Annotated in this window: 16 protein-coding genes and 2 pseudogenes; 14 read left to right on the top strand and 4 right to left on the bottom strand. The window is 37.7% G+C overall.

Annotation, left to right across the window (positions count from 1 at the left end):
* Nucleotides 1-247: 247 nt before the first annotated feature.
* Nucleotides 248-460: a hypothetical protein gene (locus ABFG93_RS00410; protein WP_347550023.1), complete on the bottom strand. Its 213-nt coding sequence runs from the start codon at nt 458-460 to the stop codon at nt 248-250.
* 174 nt (nt 461-634) lie between these two features.
* A pseudogene (gene aroA / locus ABFG93_RS00405) lies at nt 635-1,570 on the bottom strand (3-phosphoshikimate 1-carboxyvinyltransferase).
* Here aroA and ABFG93_RS00400 point away from each other — a divergent pair.
* The 8 genes from ABFG93_RS00400 (at nt 1,549) to ABFG93_RS00360 (ending at nt 6,562) form a co-directional block, all read left to right on the top strand.
* Nucleotides 1,549-1,770, top strand: a complete 222-nt coding sequence (locus ABFG93_RS00400) for a hypothetical protein (RefSeq protein WP_347552920.1) — start codon at nt 1,549-1,551, stop codon at nt 1,768-1,770. The pseudogene aroA and the gene ABFG93_RS00400 overlap by 22 nt on opposite strands.
* A 48-nt stretch (nt 1,771-1,818) precedes the next feature.
* On the top strand, nt 1,819-2,187 hold the full coding sequence (locus ABFG93_RS00395; protein WP_347550022.1) for a hypothetical protein: 369 nt from the start codon (nt 1,819-1,821) through the stop codon (nt 2,185-2,187).
* 24 nt (nt 2,188-2,211) lie between these two features.
* The gene (locus tag ABFG93_RS00390; protein WP_347552708.1) at nt 2,212-2,496 is read left to right on the top strand and encodes an AbrB/MazE/SpoVT family DNA-binding domain-containing protein; all 285 of its coding nucleotides are present in this window, start codon (nt 2,212-2,214) and stop codon (nt 2,494-2,496) included.
* Between the two features lie 389 nt (nt 2,497-2,885).
* Nucleotides 2,886-3,356 (top strand): hypothetical protein, encoded by a 471-nt coding sequence (locus ABFG93_RS00385; protein ID WP_347550021.1) that lies wholly within the window; start codon nt 2,886-2,888, stop codon nt 3,354-3,356.
* Nucleotides 3,357-3,722: 366 nt separating this feature from the next.
* Nucleotides 3,723-4,643 (top strand): class A beta-lactamase, encoded by a 921-nt coding sequence (gene bla / locus ABFG93_RS00375; RefSeq protein ID WP_347550020.1) that lies wholly within the window; start codon nt 3,723-3,725, stop codon nt 4,641-4,643.
* A 73-nt stretch (nt 4,644-4,716) separates the two neighbouring features.
* Nucleotides 4,717-5,235 carry a DinB family protein gene (locus tag ABFG93_RS00370; RefSeq protein ID WP_347550019.1) on the top strand — a complete coding sequence of 173 codons (519 nt, stop codon included), beginning with the start codon at nt 4,717-4,719 and terminating at the stop codon, nt 5,233-5,235.
* 325 nt (nt 5,236-5,560) lie between these two features.
* Entirely contained in the window at nt 5,561-5,962 is a 402-nt protein-coding gene (locus ABFG93_RS00365; protein WP_347550018.1) for a VOC family protein, read from the top strand.
* Nucleotides 5,963-6,052: 90 nt separating this feature from the next.
* Nucleotides 6,053-6,562 (top strand): nucleoside deaminase, encoded by a 510-nt coding sequence (locus tag ABFG93_RS00360; RefSeq protein WP_347550017.1) that lies wholly within the window; start codon nt 6,053-6,055, stop codon nt 6,560-6,562.
* Between the two features lie 583 nt (nt 6,563-7,145).
* On the opposite strand, the pseudogene ABFG93_RS00355 reads toward ABFG93_RS00360, so the two are convergent.
* Nucleotides 7,146-7,735, bottom strand: a pseudogene (locus tag ABFG93_RS00355) (TIGR00730 family Rossman fold protein).
* Nucleotides 7,736-7,819: 84 nt separating this feature from the next.
* Between ABFG93_RS00355 and ABFG93_RS00350 the strand changes: the two are divergent.
* The 5 genes from ABFG93_RS00350 (at nt 7,820) to ABFG93_RS00330 (ending at nt 11,261) form a co-directional block, all read left to right on the top strand.
* Complete coding sequence (locus tag ABFG93_RS00350; RefSeq protein WP_347550016.1) at nt 7,820-8,137, top strand: MazG-like family protein; 318 nt, start codon at nt 7,820-7,822, stop codon at nt 8,135-8,137.
* Nucleotides 8,138-8,546: 409 nt separating this feature from the next.
* Nucleotides 8,547-9,122: a site-specific integrase gene (locus tag ABFG93_RS00345; protein ID WP_347550015.1), complete on the top strand. Its 576-nt coding sequence runs from the start codon at nt 8,547-8,549 to the stop codon at nt 9,120-9,122.
* A gap of 317 nt (nt 9,123-9,439) precedes the next feature.
* Nucleotides 9,440-9,646, top strand: a complete 207-nt coding sequence (locus tag ABFG93_RS00340) for a hypothetical protein (RefSeq protein WP_347550014.1) — start codon at nt 9,440-9,442, stop codon at nt 9,644-9,646.
* Between the two features lie 135 nt (nt 9,647-9,781).
* Complete coding sequence (locus ABFG93_RS00335; protein ID WP_347550013.1) at nt 9,782-10,522, top strand: amidohydrolase family protein; 741 nt, start codon at nt 9,782-9,784, stop codon at nt 10,520-10,522.
* A 349-nt stretch (nt 10,523-10,871) separates the two neighbouring features.
* Nucleotides 10,872-11,261 carry a DoxX family protein gene (locus ABFG93_RS00330; protein WP_347552707.1) on the top strand — a complete coding sequence of 130 codons (390 nt, stop codon included), beginning with the start codon at nt 10,872-10,874 and terminating at the stop codon, nt 11,259-11,261.
* A 295-nt stretch (nt 11,262-11,556) separates the two neighbouring features.
* Here the strand turns inward: ABFG93_RS00330 and ABFG93_RS00325 are convergent.
* Nucleotides 11,557-12,680 (bottom strand): IS3 family transposase gene (locus ABFG93_RS00325; RefSeq protein WP_347550012.1). Its coding sequence is split into 2 segments (ribosomal slippage): nt 11,557-12,431 and nt 12,431-12,680, totalling 1,125 coding nucleotides; the frame shifts between segments, so codons are not numbered across the junction.
* Between the two features lie 517 nt (nt 12,681-13,197).
* On the opposite strand from ABFG93_RS00325, the gene gltB reads away from it, so the two are divergent.
* Entirely contained in the window at nt 13,198-17,799 is a 4,602-nt protein-coding gene (gene gltB / locus ABFG93_RS00320; RefSeq protein WP_347550011.1) for a glutamate synthase large subunit, read from the top strand.
* The last annotated feature ends 14 nt before the right edge of the window (nt 17,800-17,813 follow it).

Genomic DNA, 17,813 nt, shown 5'->3' with positions numbered 1-17,813 from the left:
AATAAAAAAGATGGAAAATACATTGATGATTAGTTCTGCAATCGGGCGCAATTCTTGAAGAGGAATTGTGCCTTTTTCAGTAATAGGGCCAAATTCTTGAACAACTATTTTAAAGTTAATTGGATAATTATGTGAAAATATTGTTGATATTGTGAAGAATGTAATCAACAATAGTAGGGGGCTATGGTTATTCACATAGAACACATTTTTGGCCAATAAAAAAGAGAAGGGATTTCTCCTCCTCACTTTAGCGACCTGCTTCTCTACGTTCTCTCAGTTCGATTTCTTTTTGAGCTTCATATATGTCGCCCACAAAAGCACTGAACGTACGCTTACCGAGTCTGAATGTAAAATTAGCACTTGTGTTACTCTGTTTAGAATCTCCTCCATTCACATCAATTTCAGGCATATTAACCTTAGGAGTGTACACCGCATTACTGGCTGGAGTCGCAACTTCCAAAGGGGGTACTACCAACATTTTGACGTAAAACCCACTCTATGACATTTTTTTGGAATTAAAAAGACTTTCCTGCGCTAAGAAGAAAAATCGTCTTTTTGTTTCTTGTTAAACTAAAGAATAATTAGTTTAATAAGGATTAAAACTACCCTTTGTTCTAATCAATTTAAGCAACATTTAAAGATGACGTATATTCAAGCCTAAGCTCTCCAACAACCTAAAATACTGGGGACAAGTTTTAGAAACACATCCTGGATCATTTATTTGAATCCCTTCAACTTTTGAACCTATAAGTGCTATTGACATAGCAACTCTATGATCATCATGAGTATTTAGCAAAGTTGGTTTCGGATTACCTGGATACACTTTTAATCCATCTTCAAATTCCTCTACTTTAATTCCTAACTTAGTTAAAGATTCACATATTACACTAATACGATTTGATTCATGATGGCGTATATGTTCAACATCCTTTATGGTTATTGGTCTATCTGCAAATGGAGCTATTGATGCTAATGTTAAAGTCTGATCTGACATCTCCCTCATAGAAATTTCAAATCCACCTTTTAATTGGGTAACCCCTTTTAATTCAATAAAAGATGAACCCTTTGTTACCTTACATCCCATTTGTTCAAGGACATCAACCATTTTTATATCTGGCTGTTTTGTTTCATAAGTTAGATTATCGATTCGGATTTTACCATTTGTCAGTGCTGCAAGGGCTAGAAAGTAACATGCTGTAGAAGCATCTGCTTCTAACTCTATATCATGTGGAGTGTAATGCGAAGGATGAACTACTATTTTTTTTAGGTTTTTATCATATTCAACATTGGCACCGAATTTCTCCATTAATTGTAGTGTTAAAAACACATAGGAATGTTGAACAATGTAATCCTTAATGTTCACTGTGATTGATTCTTTAGCATAAGGTGACGGAATCAGTAAACCACTAATAAATTGGCTAGAAATCTTACCCGAAAGGCTAACATCGCCTCCAGCTAATTCTTTACCTTTTATTTACAACGGATAGTAACCTTTATTATTCAAAAATTCTATTTCGGCACCAAGTTCTTTTAAAGCATCTATTAAAGGTGAGATGGGTCTTTTACTCATACTTTCGCTTGCGTGAGGTCATTATTGTTCAAGGGGAAAATACAGAAGATGTTGAGGAATGGATTGAATTTCATACCCATAAATTTCATGAAGATTTCTTTGTTCATACCGTCACCGTTACACGATCGAAAGGTGAAGACGGAAGGAATCATTATGTAGGTACTATTGTCTTCCACAGAAGAGACAAAGAAGAGGATTAAAACCCAACTTGAGTACGGGGAAATCATACAACAAAGGAGCTCATTATCATGTCATCTTATCCATACAAACATTCAGAAGGTAGTTTGATTTATAAGGTTGAAACTTATCGATTTCGGTATCAAGGAGTTACCGCTGCTGATATTAAATTAATCGATGTTCCAGGAGAGAACTTTATGTTTGAATTCGAAATTGAAAAAGATGATAAGCACTGGCCAGAGTTACCGCATACATTCCATGAATCTAGTAGTAACGACCCTGATCTTCAACAAGAGATTGGTATGGAGCCAAATGGTGGAGGATTTGAAACTAAAGAGGAAGCGTTACAAACAGCTATCAACATGATTGAATCCTTACTTAACAAATACCGAAAACAAGGCGTTTTTTGGGAAGATATAAAGAAAAACCTTTCGAAATAAAACGATCTGGAGGATGAATTGAAAATGAAAAGCACTGGTGTAGTAAGAAAAGTTGATGAATTGGGGAGAATTGTCATCCCTGTTGAACTTAGAAGAAACTTAGGTGTAAAAGAAAAAGACCCACTTGAAATTTTTATTGATGGAGAACAGATTATTCTTCAGAAGTATAAATCTAATATGACGTGCGATATAACCGGTGAAATGAGCGAAGAGAATATAAAATTCGCCAATGGAAATATCGTTCTAAGCTCTGAAGGGGCAAGGTTACTCATGAATGAGATTCAAACATCATTTGTAGATTTGAAATAAAGTCACGATATTATAACCCTTTAGATTAGTTATCTAAAGGGTTTTTTTTAGTGAAAGGAAAAGAACATTTGAAGTTGAAAAGTTGACAATAGAGTTGTTCCGTTAAAGGGCAGTTTAGTGGAAGACTCAGTTTCAAGATAATAAGGATAGATGTACCAATTTTTTTATTTGAACAAATAAAAAATGAACGAGCAGGGAATTTTCTTGTTTAATATTGTATAATTCAGAAAAGCAGTAAAATTTACCATTACTCTGATCGAATTAAGGAAATGTTAGTAACAAATCAAGGTAACGTATAGAATATTATTTTAATGGAGTGGAGTTTGTAATTAATAGTAGATATTTATGACCAAGTTTGGGATGAGATAGGTTTTGGTCCAAAAGAAGATGTGCATTTAAAGACTCTATGTTATCAAATAGACAAAAATTTGGAGGAGTTCTCTAGTGAAATTCACAGAACTATAGGGTTTGGGACAGGTGTTGGATTTTTTGTGCATATTAACGGTTTTGAGAATATTACTTTTGTAAGAGTAGAACTTTTCGACACAAGTGAATATTCTTTTATTTCTGTTTTATTAAGAAGCAATGGTCAAGAAATTGACTATCCAAGTCTTGATTCGAACGGGGGTAATAAATTGGTTCATGTGACTAACTTTGAGGAGAGACTAGCTCAGGATTTGATAAATGAATTACATAATAAGTTTGGTCAGCAATTAGCAATTACTCATACTGGGAGAATTTTTGAAAAAGGCGCATCGGATTGGGGGATAGATTTGCTTCTAAGTAATATACCTGCTTCGATAATAAGCGCTTATATATTTGATTTTTTCAAAGAAAGAATTCAGAAAAAGCTGAAGTGAGGATTAATGGTAGTTTTGATAAAAAGTATGTACTAGGTATAGCTGTACAATTAAGTGAAGTTAGCATAAATGACTTAAAATAATTAAGTCATATTACAACGAACACGATGGAACTACATTTTATTTTGTTACTAGTAGATATGTAGATGTCAAAATCACTCTCAATAATTCAAACGAAGTCATCAATTATAGTTTAGACAAGAAAACTCAATTGAATATTTAAACTGCTTCAGCGACTGATAACCACGAGCAAATGGGCTGGATACTTTTAGGCAGCAGTAAAGACCAATTTTCAGATAAAATTAACGGATTTATTTATGAGGTTTTTGTTCTAGAAGCATTCAGATTCTCCAAGGAGGGAGCATTATGATATTAAAGTCTAAAAACAGGAAAGTTCACGTGTTTTTATTGTTTGTAACAGCAGCTCTGGTATTTGCCTCTATATCAGTACTTCCGTTGCAGATAAAAGCAAATGCAAAAGATAATGATGCTTACGCAGAGGTACACAGCAATCGAAAATTCAGTCAACTCGAAAGCAAGTTTGATGCTAGGCTCGGTGTCTACGCCATCGACACTGGAACGGGGCGAACGGTCGCTTATCGACCTGATGAACGATTTGCTTACGCTTCTACATACAAGGCTCTCGCCGCAGGCGCAATCCTGCAGCAGAACTCAATTAGTGAACTCAACAAAGTCATCACTTATACGAGCAAAGACTTGGTCACATATTCGCCCATCACAAAAATGCACGTAGATACCGGAATGACTCTAAGGGAACTGTGTGCAGCTGCTATCCGCTACAGTGATAACACCGCAGGGAACCTATTATTGCAAGAACTGGGCGGACCTGGTGGATTCGAAAAAGCACTGAAGCAGATCGGCGATAACGTTACCCAACCTAGACGCTTCGAGACGGATCTGAATGAAGCCATCCCCGGAGATATCCGTGACACAAGCACACCTAGAACACTTGCTACTGACCTCCAAGCTTTCACGATTAGCAAAAACGTGCTCCCGATTAAAAAACGTACAATCCTAACCAATTGGCTACGAACGAACACCACCGGAGACAAACTCATTCGTGCAGGCGTGCCTAAAATCTGGAAGGTCGGCGATAAGAGCGGTGCCGGAGGCTATGGAACCCGTAATGACATTGCCATTGTGTGGCCGCCCAACAGAGCTCCTATTGTCATGGCGATTCTATCCAGTCGAGATAAAAAGAATGTTACCTATAATGATGCGCTTATAGCTAAAGCAGCTAAGGTTACAATCAAAGCGCTTAAGTGAATAACCGTAATGGAGTACCACAACGCATAATTAGTTATGAGTTATATTAAACATGAAAGGGAGAAATTTCTATATGGAACAGCTTGAATTACAGTTGTATGATTATAATGAATGGGCAAATAAACAAATTTTCAACCGACTAAAAGAGCTTCCAAAAGATGTTTATCGTCAAGAAATTCAAAGTGTATTTACATCGATATCTAACGTATTAGCTCATGTTTATCTTTCTGATCTTGGATGGATAGAGGTTTTCTCTGGTAAAAGTATGAACTATGCATTAGAGTTGGCTGCCCAACAAAAAGGAGAAACAGAGTCAAAAGGAATAGATGAATTGGAAGCAATGTTTTTTAAGTTATCAGAAAGATACAAGTTATTCCTTAGACAAAAGGGGAATTTAGCCAAACCTCTTGAAATTGAGAATCCATCCGGAGCTTTAATGAAAACTAGTGTGTCCGAGCTAGTGACTCATGTTGTGAATCATGGAACATATCACCGTGGTAATATTACAGCTATGTTAAGACAAATGGGTTATGTTTCTGTTGGGACAGATTATGGTCTTTATTTGTTTTTAAGAGAAAGGGAGAATGACTAAGACGCCGTATCAAAAATAAAGTTTATAATCCAACAAAGGAAATACATAGTAAGCTCTAAAAACAGTTCCATAATCCGGCGCTTTAATGGAGCAATAAAAAGCCTAATTTTTCAACTTAATGCTGAGAAATTAGGCTATTAATATTAAAATTCCCTTAACGTTGTAAATCCGCATTTTCCTGACTTTACCCCATACCGATTCTGTTTAGGTTTAAGGAGATGGGGTTATGGAAATTATTATCCAGTCTAAAAATCAGGGTATTAAATTTTAAATTCCTATTCAACAAACTCGGAGCGATTATTTAATAATAGGAAGGAGGATCTAAGTGTCTGAGGGTTTAATTCACCACGTCGAAATCTATGTATCTGATCTGGAAGAATCAGCTTCATTCTGGAGCTGGTTCTTAAAGGAGTTAGGGTATGAACCTTTTCAAAAATGGGATAAAGGACAAAGTTGGAAGCTAGATGAAACTTACTTAGTGTTTGTTCAAACAGAAGAGAAGTTTTTAGATATACCTTATCACAGATGCAGAGCTGGTCTGAATCACCTAGCATTTCACGCTTCATCACGTAAAAGAGTAGACGAAATGGCAAATAACCTCAAGGAGAGAGGTATAAATATTCTATATGAAAACCAGCATCCTTTTGCAGGTGGTAATCATCACTATGCTGTTTACTTTGAAGACCCAGATAGAATTAAAGTAGAATTTGTAGCACCATCCCCCTGAAAGATTTGAAGTTCTTGAATTCTGGTCTTAAGCAATCTTAAAGCGAGTGCATATTAAAGTATATGCGCTTATTAGAAGAAGGAGAGTTCTATGAATATTTCAGATAGATATTTTTTAGAGTTAGCTCTTGAAGAAGCAAGACAGGCATTGAAAGAGAATACATATCCAGTTGGGGCTGTAATCGTGGATGAGAATCAGAATCTAATTTCCAAAGGTCGAAATAGAGTACATCCTCAACAAGATACAACAGCTCACGCTGAAATAGATGCTATACGAAATGCAGGAAAATCAATATTAAATGCAAAAATAAATCGGGAAAAATTTACGATATATACTTCCTTGGAACCTTGTCCAATGTGTACTGGGGGTATACTGTTTGCAAATATAAAAAGAGTAATTTGGTTACTAAACGACGATCTGGGTTTTGGTGGATATAGAAAAATAAAAAATACACAAATCTTTGATAAAAGATTTGATGAGGTTGAAATGATAGAAGAACCATATGCTGATTTGAAAGAGTTACAAATGGAATTAATGAGTAAATGGTCTACAAACCCTAATAATGTAATTAACTTACGAAAGGCCGGTATTCCAGATTAGATCCTTAGCAAAACGGGTTAAGTGGTACTTTGATTTCTTAATCCTAGGAAAGAATAATCGGTGAATTCTATCTTCCACTAGAATTAGATTTTAATTTAATTACTAATGCCTTCATAATAGTGATGGCTGCTTCCATATTAATTTATGGAGTTTGGACATTAATTGAAAAGAAAAGAGCTTAATTATAAAAATTTCTTATTCATTTATCTCGGAGCTTTAATGGAGCAACAACGAATCTCAATTTCTCTATTCTAATGCTGAGAAATTGGGATTTTTAATATTCGAATTTTCCTTAACACTGCAAATCTGCATTTGCATGACGATACCCTATTTGGATCTATTTATTTTTCATTATTCAAACATCATTATTCTCAAGTTAAATTTCCACCTCTAATGATAAGGCGCAAAATTAAAAGAGCCGAACCTATAACAAGACCATATACAAACAAGGTCATTACATCTTCCAGTATGAGTTCCCTAATAATTTGAGAACGCCAAAGAGCTTTCAAGCAATACCAGTTCATTGGTATTGTTTCAAAACAAAACACAGACCAAAGAAAAATTTTTGGTCTGTGTTTTCGCGTTAAGTCTCATCTTTAGAAGTGATGTAAGTTTTTACTTTTGGCGGCTCATAGGAATAAAATTGGTCTAATAAACGAGATGGGTTCGGGTCTGATAAAGCTATGGACAGATCCTTTTCATTTAGAAATTGTTCATTTGTCATGTGCTTAAAGAAAGATAAAATAGGATCAAAATAACGATTAACGTTCAAAAGGCCACATGGTTTTTGGTGGAGTCCTAATTGCGCCCAAGTAAAAATTTCAAAGTATTCTTCCATAGTTCCTGGACCACCTGGTAAAGCAATAAATCCATCAGCTAGATCTGACATTTTGGTTTTTCTTTCATGCATAGAGCCAACGACAATAAGTTCAGTTAGACCTTTATGTGCTATTTCCCTCTTTTCTAGAAAGTCGGGCATAACACCAATCACGTGTCCGCCTTCTTCTAAGATTGTATCTGCAAGGGCTCCCATCATGTCATGCCTACACTTGCCCCGCCATAGACGAGGGTGATATCTCTTTTAACCATCTCTTTTCCGAGCTTTTTTGCCCCCTCTATATAAGCATCAGAGGCACCAGGGCTTGACCCACAGAATACAGCTATTTTTTTCATATTATCCCTCCTGAAATAACCATGAATATTATACAAGATTTAGACTCCTTTGTTAAACTATGGCTAATGTGAGGAGGAGTAAAAATGGATGTTACCGAATTTCAACAATGGATAAAAGAATATTATGAAACCAGAGGGTGGTCTGAGCTAGATATCTTTATAAGGATTGGCTTTTTAGCTGAGGAAACGGGAGAGGTAGCACGGGCCATAAGATCCCTTGAGATAGGAAGAGACCGTCCAGACGAAAAGGATGAGTCTTATGCAAAAAATAAACAAGAGTTAACGGAAGAATTAGGGGATGTATTAGGAAATCTTATCATTATTGCGAATAAATATGATATTCCCTTAGAAGAAGTGTTCCAAGCACATAAAGAAAAACTTTCAAAACGATATGATATTTAATATATCTTGAATTCGAGTCTTCAAGAAACGGGAGCGTTTGCTGAATAAAAGGTAAGCACTCTATGCAGGTGAAGGGCAGTATTTACTTTATATGTAAAATACACTACATTCTTCTTACTACATGTCATTTTTTTAATGAGATAACTCACTCAAATTCAAATTTAGGATTGGATCAAACGTGAAGGTGACTTGCAAAATGGTTTTGTGGTTTTAAAAAAACGTTGATGATTACGAATCATACATAATGTAATTATGTATGATTTACACAAAGACGATGAACGCAGTCGTAGCAAGGGTTTGTATACCATTTGTAATCGAATTTAATAGAGCTTTGTTTTTGAATCATACACAATATATAATAAATGTATATTATGTATGATTCGTTTTTTGTGGAAGGAGGTTGTGAGAATTGGAATATGTACAGCCTATTCGAGATAGAAAGAAGATAGCAGCCATGAAAAAGTATCTGAAAGGTAGCAACTTAAGGGACCATTGTTTGTTTGTCCTGGGGATTGGTTCAGGCTTAAGGATTTCTGATTTATTGCAATTGAAAATAGAAGATGTTATGACGGAGAGGAAAAAAGTGAAAAGTCGTATTCTTCTTCGTGAAAAGAAAACGAATAAACAACGAAGCTTCCCTATATCTGATAATGCGAAAAAAGCGATTGAAGAGTATCTTGCTACGAGGGATTATCAGTTAAACGAACCTTTATTTATCAGTAGAAAAAAGCGTTCAGCTTTGCAAAGAGCCCAGGCTTACAAAGTGATTAATGATGCAGCTCAATCAATTGGACTCGTAACAAAAGAAAATAAGATCGGTACTCATACGTTAAGAAAGACATTTGGCTATCATGCTTATCAATCCGGATATGATCTCACGCTTCTTCAAAAGATTTTCAACCATTCCACCCCTTCCATTACGCTAAGATATATCGGAATTGAGCAGGAAGAATTAGATGACGTGTATATGAATCTGAATTTGTAGGAGGAAAACTCGGGGTCTGTGTAGCAATAGAACCAAATCACGCAACAAGCATTAGCGGACATTGTTAACATTATAAAATAAAGACTTTCCTTTCTTTATAGAGGGAGGATAGTTGAAGACTCAGTTTCGAGATAACAGACAGTTTGAAACTAAATTAGATTAATGTCGTATGTGTAATGTAAGGAGAATGAGGGAAATTGTTGAAGTTCTAATAGAGGAGGTACTAACTCGTCTATGAGCAATGGAAACCAAAATAATCCGTTCAATGATGCTATAGCCCATAAAAAAAATCGAAGAATGAAGAGAGTATGAAAAAAATGAAGAAAATGACAAAACTGGTACATTCTGAGTGGAGATTAAGTGTGATGGCTCTAGCGGCACTTCTTGGGACTTTTATTGCAATCTTTGTCGTCCGACGTGAACTGAACCTAACATTTGCGATAGGGTACCTGGCCGTTTTTGCATTAGTGGTGGCTGGTAATGCGATTTACGTGCTCTATAAGAGAAAGAAAATATTACAATAGTAATTGGAAGGAGAAGATTAAAATGATTGTTGATTGCCATTTTCATGTAGATGAAAAAATGTTGACTCTAGAAAAAATGATAGAGGGTATGGATGTATAACTAAAACAGTGCTAATTGCCTCTATGAATGAAACAATGTTTGAAGTGGATAGCGCTTTTCAACATAATTTACAACACTTTTTCCGGTTTTTAATATTAAATGCACCTCAAATTGGACTTAAAATTTATGATGGTCTAGTAAAGGATGGCTTTTTGAAACTTTATGGCAGTTCATACAAGATTTTCACCAAGCCAAGTAATGATATAGTTGCTACTGCAATTGCTAGATTTCCGGAACGATTTCTAGGCTGGGTAGCAGTGAACCCACTGACTAATGAATCAGTGGAAGAAGTAGAATTCTATCTTAATAACCCTAGTTTTATTGGAGTGAAAGCTCATCCGTTCATGCATGAATATAGTATTAAAGCACTTGATCCAATTGCGGCTTTGTGCGAATCAAAAGGCATACCTATGATTATTCATCTATCTTCAGAAGCTGACTCCTATAAATACTTACCTGAAAATTACCCTAAACTAAAATTAATTTATGCTCACGCAGGTCTTCCGTTTTGGAAAAAACTATGGAAATACGTTAAGGATCAACCAAATGTATATGTTGACACATCAAGTGATTATCTTAACCAATCGATTATAAAGAAGGCAGTTGAATCTTTAGGATTTCGTAAAGTTCTTTATGGTTGCGACGGACCTTATGGAATGAAAAAATTTAATAATTATGACTATTCGGCAAAGAAAAGCTGGATTGAATCACTTCATATTCCTGATAACCAAAAGGAATATATTCTTGGAAAAAACTTTTTAGGATTAATTGACTAATATAGTTATTGTTGACGAGAGAAGAGATATTTTAATAGAAAATAAAGTTGAATATATTATTATTCAGCTAAAGGGGGCAATTGCTCAATAGAGCATTCTGGGTAATCTTTCTACATTGCAGACACAACCAGATTCTAGCTTACATGGCTTAAATTTTGCTGATGGTTTCGTTGGTTTTTTGGGAAGTTCTACCGGAATACCTCCTTTAATCCTTTATTTCAAAATGTAGATGATTAGAAGGTATCCTATACAAAAGAATACTAGACTCCTATAGTTGAAAATTAGATTCTAGATGATGTATTATTTAGCTTAGGTTTACGAAATAAACTTAATAAAGGAGTGACTAAAAATAAGTAAACATGAGGCGGGTACTTTATTTCTAAGAGTAATATTAGGAGTTATATTTTTTGTTCACGGATTGGATAAATTCCAGTCAGGAATTGGAAACACCGCCGGATTCTTTGACAGCATTGGAGTCCCCGGCTTTTTAGCATACATTGTAGCAACAATTGAGCTTGTTGGCGGAGTTGTAATGATTTTAGGAATTGGAGCAAAAATCGTTGCATATCTATTTGCCATTATTATGCTGGGGGCCATTTTTACAGTTAAACTTTCGGCCGGCTTTCTGGATGGATATGAATACGATCTTGCGTTACTAGCTATGTCTATTCATGTAGCACTTTCTAATAACAAAGCTCTTTCACTGGAAAATGCCATGTTTTCATCGAAACAGGATTAGATAGAACGGTACGATTAAAGCATTAAAAGCAAATACGGCAGAGTAAAAGGGGAAAGCTGACTAAATGTGTTAGTCGGCTTTTTTTGATGCATGTATTTGGATTAATAAAAAGCTTAATATTATCTTGGAATCGAGTCTTCAAGAAATGGGGGCGAATCTGAAACAGTGATTCTCCCCTAATTATTTTTTAAACAGGGGTAGAAAAAGATCTGGGTTTGTTATAATTACAATAGTTAAATGTAAAATAAAGGTATTTGTTAAATGGTAAAGAAAACATTGGAATGTCAACACTAAACTAGACAGCTATTTTAAGGTTCATAGACTTGTATTCAATCGGACTTAAATAGCCCAAAGTACCATGGATTCTAATGTTGTTGTACCAGTGTACGTAATCAAAAAGTTCTATATTGAGCTGCGCTTGGCTTTCGAAGTGGGTTTGATAAACAAACTCAGTTTTGATGACCTTAAACATCGCTTCAGCGACGGCATTATCATAAGGTGATCCTTTAAAGCTTAAGGAACGTTTGATTTGGAAAGTTTCTAAGGCCTCATCAATCAATCTATTCTTAAACTCATTGCCATGATCCGTGTGAAATAGCTCAATGTCATGCAGATTTCCTTTAATGCTAGAGAAAGCACGGTAGACAAGGCTGGCGTCTTTTCGTGGACCTGCACTGTAGCCAATTATTTCGCGGTTAAATAGATCGACAAAGACACAGATGTAGTGCCATCTTTGTCCGACACGAACATACGTTAAGTCACTGACAACCACTTTTAATTTTTGATCCTGATGAAATTCACGGTTCAATTCGTTTGCCTGCTCAGACTCATTACACGAGCTTTTCGATGGTTTGAATTGAGCGATGGTGTATTTTGAAACAAGTCCAAGCTCTTTCATGATGCGCCCAATCCGACGCCTGGAAACAATCCAATCTCGCTTTTTGAGCTCGATTTTAATCTTACGTGTTCCATAGTTTTGACGGCTTTCGTGAAAGATTTTTCGGATAAGCTCTTTCAGTTCGTCTTCATTTGATTCCACCACTTTAGCTTCATAATAATAAGTACTTCGAGGAAGTTTCAGGACATCGCACATTGCTGATACCGAGTATTTGTGACGATTATTCTGAATCACATTTACTTTCGTCCCATGATCAGCGCGGCCTGCTTTAAAATATCATTCTCCATCGATAAGCGTTGATTTTCTTTTCGTAACTTCATGAGTTCCGTTTCTTCAGGCGAACGATTATCACTTTCCTTGAATGAACCACTTTCTGTAAACTGACTAATCCACCGATCCAATGAAGAAGGTGTTAGCTCATACTCTTTAATAATTTCACTTCTGGGCTTACCGTTTTCATGAAGTTGAACCATCTGTTGTTTGAATTCCTTAGTAAACGTACGCCGTGATCGTTTGGTCATAATAGACGCTCCTCATATAAAGGTTTTAGTAAAGTCTATATGACCTTAATTTATTTGTCTAACTGAGTGTAGCCGATTCACCACTCATCTTATGGCTTGTTGGGACGATTAAAAAGAAAAGGAAAGAATAAGAAAACCCTTCTATTAAAAATGTCGAGTCGTAAAGGAAATCAAGTTGTACCTTATTTAGTTGGTTCACTTAGAAACTAGGAAGGAAGCTTGTTAAGAAAAGTTCATCCTCACACTCACTAAAAAGCAGTCGCTGAAATTGATTTATTAAAATCAATCCAGCAGGCTGTTTTTTATTTAGCATTATTTTATCTATTTTATTTTATTTTATTTTATTTTAAAAAACTAGAAGATAAATGCGTAATATAAGATATTTTTTGAATGATTAAGAGGACAAAGAAGACAATAAGGAAAATGAAAAATAATGGATGGTGTTCCAATAAGCTATAACGTCCACTGAAAAACTTTTTTACTGTGGCTACGCTAAATAATCAAAGGGGTGCTGTTTATGAAAAAACGTGGATATCCTGTCCCTCAAGGTCTCTATCATCCTGAAAATGAACATGAAGCATGCGGCATCGGTATGATTGCCAATATTAATGGAAATAAATCGCATGATATTATCCAGGATGCAATCACAATCTTATGTAACTTGGAGCATCGTGGTGGACAATCTGCCGATATTAGTACAGGAGATGGGGCTGGAATTATGACACAAATCCCGCATACTTTTTTCAAAAGGCAATGTGATAAGGAAAATATTGTTCTTCCTGAAGAAGGACATTACGGAGTTGGAATGCTCTTCCTTCCCCAGAATCAGGAAGGCCGGAAAATGGTGGAGGAATTAGTCGAAAGTGTGATTGAAGGTGAAGATCTTCCGTTGCTTGGATGGCGTACCGTTCCTGTTAATGATTCCTTTGTCGGCGACATTGCGAAAAAGACGAAACCCTTTATCCGGCAAGTATTTATCGGGCGACCTGGGCAGATGAAAGAACAAATGATGTTTGAAAGAAAACTATATGTTCTGCGAAAGCAATTAGAAAAAGTCATGGACACTTCAAAGGCTGAAGGGGCAGAGGATTTTTATATTTGTAGTTTATCAACACGGACCATTGTATATAAAGGAATGCTTATACCCGAACAGCTCAATTCTTTTTATAGAGATTTGAATCATCGTAATTTTAAGTCTGCCTTAGCGCTGGTGCATTCCCGTTTCAGTACGAATACTTTTCCGAGCTGGCAGCGATCTCACCCAAACCGTTTTACGATCCACAATGGAGAATTCAATACGGTAAGGGGAAATGTCAACTGGATGAGAGCCCGTGAAGGTATGTGTGAATCTGAATTCTTCAAGAATGAAAATCTAAAAAAAGTGCTGCCTGTGATTGATACAGAAGGCAGTGATTCCTCCATGTTTGATAATTGTTTTGAGTTTCTACATTTGTCGGGCCGGTCACTTGCCCATACAGCTATGATGATGATTCCTGAACCTTGGGTAAACGATGAAAGCATGGAGAAGAAAAAACGCGCGTTTTATGATTATCACAGTTGTTTGATGGAACCTTGGGATGGTCCGGCGGCAGTAGTTTTTACGAATGGTCAGCAAATCGGAGCATGCCTTGACCGAAACGGATTAAGACCGGCACGCTATTATATCACTAAAGATGGGAAAATCGTTTTGGGATCAGAAGTAGGGGCACTGGACATTGACCCTGAAGAAATAGAAGTTAAGGAAAGGCTGCAGCCCGGCAAAATGCTGCTAGTCGATTTGGAAAAAGGAAAAATTATTCCCGATGAAAAAATCAAACATAAAATAGCTTCCGAGCACCCTTACGAAAATTGGCTTTCCAAACACTTGATTCATATGAACGATATCCCTGAGCAAAAAGAAAAAAACAGTTCTGTATTAAACGCTGATGCCGTTGTCCAGGCACAAATGGCTTTCGGCTATACAAGGGAAGAATTAAACAAATTAATAAAACCGATGGTCACGGATGGAAAAGACCCAATCGGTTCGATGGGATACGATTCTCCACTCGCAGTTTTATCAAAGCGCCCACAGCTTTTATACAATTACTTTAAGCAACTGTTTGCTCAGGTAACAAACCCGCCGATTGATGCGATTAGGGAAAAAATAGTGACTGCAGTTGAAACAACAATTGGTGGGGAAAGGAGTCTGGTGAACCCTGAACCAGAGAACTGCAAGCAAATTCGTTTAGATACACCAATCTTGACCAATCAACAGTTGGAAAAGCTGCGTCACGCTCATTTGGAAGGCTTCCAAACTAAAACATTATCCATCTTGTTTGAATCAGACAATGAGAAAGGCCGGTTGGAGCAGGCATTAGAGACTCTCTTTAATGAAGCCTATACGGCCATTGAAGAAGGGGCATCCATACTCATCCTGTCTGATCGCCGTATGAACAAGCAGTATGCCGCCATCCCGGCTCTTTTAGCTGTATCTGGTTTGCATCACCATTTAATAAGAAGGGGTGTCCGTACGAAGGTAAGCCTTCTGGTAGAATCCGGAGAACCGCGGGAAGTCCACCATTTTGCAGCATTGCTTGGGTTTGGGGCAGAAGCCATACATCCATATTTAGCTTTTGACACCCTGAGGGAGCTGAGTCGGAAAGGGGACTTGCGTGGAATAACAGTTGAAGAAGCTATTGAAAAATACATCAGAGCTGCAACCGATGGCGTTGTAAAAGTTTTATCAAAGATGGGGATCTCAACCATTCAAAGTTACCAGGGAGCTCAAATTTTTGAGGCCATCGGGATCAACTCAGACGTGATTAATAAATACTTTACCCGGACATCGTCGCGTTTAGGGGGCATCGGCCTAGAGACAATAGCCGAAGAAGTATTAATTAGGCATAAGTATGCATTTGAACAGAAGCGGAGCTGTGAGAAATCCTTACCTTCCGGCGATGACTTTCAGTGGCGTAAAAACGGAGAGGATCACCAATATAATCCGGCAACTATTCATAAGCTTCAGCATGCATGCCGCACGAATAATTATGAGTGGTTCAAAGAATATTCCGCCATGCTTACCGATGCGAATCGGAATCTTCAATCCATCCGCGGTCTTTTGTCCTTCAAAAAAAGAGACAGCATTCCAATAGATGAGGTTGAATCCGTTGAAGACATTTGCAGGAGGTTCAAAACTGGTGCCATGTCCTATGGTTCGATCAGCCAGGAAGCGCACGAAACGCTCGCCATTGCTATGAACCGAATCGGGGGGAAGAGTAATTCCGGCGAGGGCGGGGAAGACCCGGAGCGTTTCACTCCGGATCCCAATGGAGATTTGCGAAGGAGTTCTATTAAACAAGTGGCTTCAGGCAGGTTTGGGGTTAACAGTCATTATCTTGTGAATGCGGATGAAATTCAGATCAAGATGGCTCAAGGAGCAAAACCAGGCGAGGGAGGTCATCTGCCTGGAAAAAAAGTTTATCCATGGATTGCAGAAGTTAGAGGATCAACGCCAGGTGTCGGGTTGATCTCACCGCCGCCGCACCATGATATCTATTCGATCGAAGACTTGGCTGAGTTGATTCATAATTTAAAGAACGCGAATCCGAAAGCACGGATCAGTGTTAAGCTCGTATCAAAAGGCGGTGTAGGCACGATTGCCGCAGGGGTGGCAAAAGGACGGGCGGACCTTGTTTTAATCAGCGGTTATGATGGCGGAACAGGGGCAGCGCCGCGCACAAGTCTGAAGCACACGGGTCTTCCGTGGGAAATTGGCCTAGCTGAAACTCATCAAACCTTGCTTATGAATCGCTTGCGTGACCGTATTGTTGTAGAAACAGACGGCAAAATGATGACAGGCCGTGATGTAGTAATTGCTACTCTGCTTGGTGCAGAAGAATATGGTTTTTCAACTGCACCTCTTGTGGTACTCGGCTGTATTTTAATGCGGGTATGTCACCTCGATACGTGTCCAGTTGGTGTCGCCACACAGAATGAAGATCTGCGGAAAAAATATAACGGTAAAGCAGAATATGTTGTTAACTTTATGCGCTTCATTGCCACCGAAGTGCGTGAACTTATGGCAGAGCTTGGATTCAGAACCATAAATGAAATGGTCGGCAGAACCAATGTATTAGAAGCGAATCAGGCAATAGACCATTGGAAGGCTAAAGGACTCGATCTTACTCCGCTTCTTTACCAGCCGGATATCCCAGACGGAGTTGGCTGGTATCAAATGACCGAGCAAGTGCATGGTCTGGACAAATCGATGGACGTACAAGAATTGATCCCTCTATGCAAGCCCGCGATCGAACATCAGGAAGCTGTCGAAGGAACATTTTCCATTCGAAACATTAATCGTGTAGCGGGAACAATACTTGGTCAAGAGGTTACCCAGCGTTACGGCATGCATGGCCTGCCTGAAGATACCATCCGCTTAACTTTTAAAGGGTCAGCCGGTCAGAGCTTTGGAGCCTTCATCCCATCTGGTTTAACGATGAGGTTGATCGGTGACGCCAATGATTATGTAGGAAAAGGGTTATCAGGTGGGAAAATCATTGTCCATCCTTCCGACAAGAGTACGTTCAAAGCAGCAGAAAATATGATCATTGGCAACGTATCTTTTTACGGAGCAACGTCTGGAGAGGCGTATATTAACGGTCTTGCCGGCGAACGTTTTTGCGTAAGGAACAGTGGTGCAGATGTTGTTGTCGAAGGCATCGGCGACCACGGGTGTGAATATATGACCGGCGGGCGGACAATTGTCTTAGGGGGAACTGGAAAGAACTTTGCTGCAGGGATGTCAGGCGGAACTGCTTATATTCTTGATACAGGTGGCGAGCCTTTCCGAGAAAAATGTAATACCGAACAAGTTGATCTGCAATCACTGGCTGATCAAAAAGAAATCGATGATGTGTACAAATTAATTGAAAAACATGTGCAATACACCAATAGTGAGCTTGGAAAAAAAGTACTGGATTATTGGAAGTCCATGCTGCCAAATTTCGTAAAAGTCATTCCTAAGGATGATTTAGAAATGAAGAGAAGAATTGAAAGACTGGAAGCGAGCGGACTAAATAAAAGAAATGCAGCACTAACAGCCTTTAAGGAAAGTAAAAAAGAAGTAGAAGCAGCGAAATAGTAGATAGGAGGCGA

Source organism: Pseudalkalibacillus hwajinpoensis, from assembly GCF_039851965.1.
Taxonomy (GTDB): domain Bacteria; phylum Bacillota; class Bacilli; order Bacillales; family Guptibacillaceae; genus Guptibacillus; species Guptibacillus hwajinpoensis_E.
The sequence above is the reverse complement of the archived record's forward strand: the minus strand, read 5'-3'. Positions and strand labels throughout refer to the sequence as shown.

What these genes read in the sequence shown, in the direction of transcription:
- ABFG93_RS00335 (WP_347550013.1), top strand. Translation starts at nt 9,782, where the DNA reads ATGTTTGAAGTGGATAGCGCTTTTCAACATAATTTACAACACTTTTTC.
- ABFG93_RS00390 (WP_347552708.1), top strand. Translation starts at nt 2,212, where the DNA reads ATGAAAAGCACTGGTGTAGTAAGAAAAGTTGATGAATTGGGGAGAATT.
- ABFG93_RS00370 (WP_347550019.1), top strand. Translation starts at nt 4,717, where the DNA reads ATGGAACAGCTTGAATTACAGTTGTATGATTATAATGAATGGGCAAAT.
- bla (WP_347550020.1), top strand. Translation starts at nt 3,723, where the DNA reads ATGATATTAAAGTCTAAAAACAGGAAAGTTCACGTGTTTTTATTGTTT.
- ABFG93_RS00360 (WP_347550017.1), top strand. Translation starts at nt 6,053, where the DNA reads ATGAATATTTCAGATAGATATTTTTTAGAGTTAGCTCTTGAAGAAGCA.
- ABFG93_RS00395 (WP_347550022.1), top strand. Translation starts at nt 1,819, where the DNA reads ATGTCATCTTATCCATACAAACATTCAGAAGGTAGTTTGATTTATAAG.
- ABFG93_RS00350 (WP_347550016.1), top strand. Translation starts at nt 7,820, where the DNA reads ATGGATGTTACCGAATTTCAACAATGGATAAAAGAATATTATGAAACC.
- gltB (WP_347550011.1), top strand. Translation starts at nt 13,198, where the DNA reads ATGAAAAAACGTGGATATCCTGTCCCTCAAGGTCTCTATCATCCTGAA.
- ABFG93_RS00340 (WP_347550014.1), top strand. Translation starts at nt 9,440, where the DNA reads ATGAAGAAAATGACAAAACTGGTACATTCTGAGTGGAGATTAAGTGTG.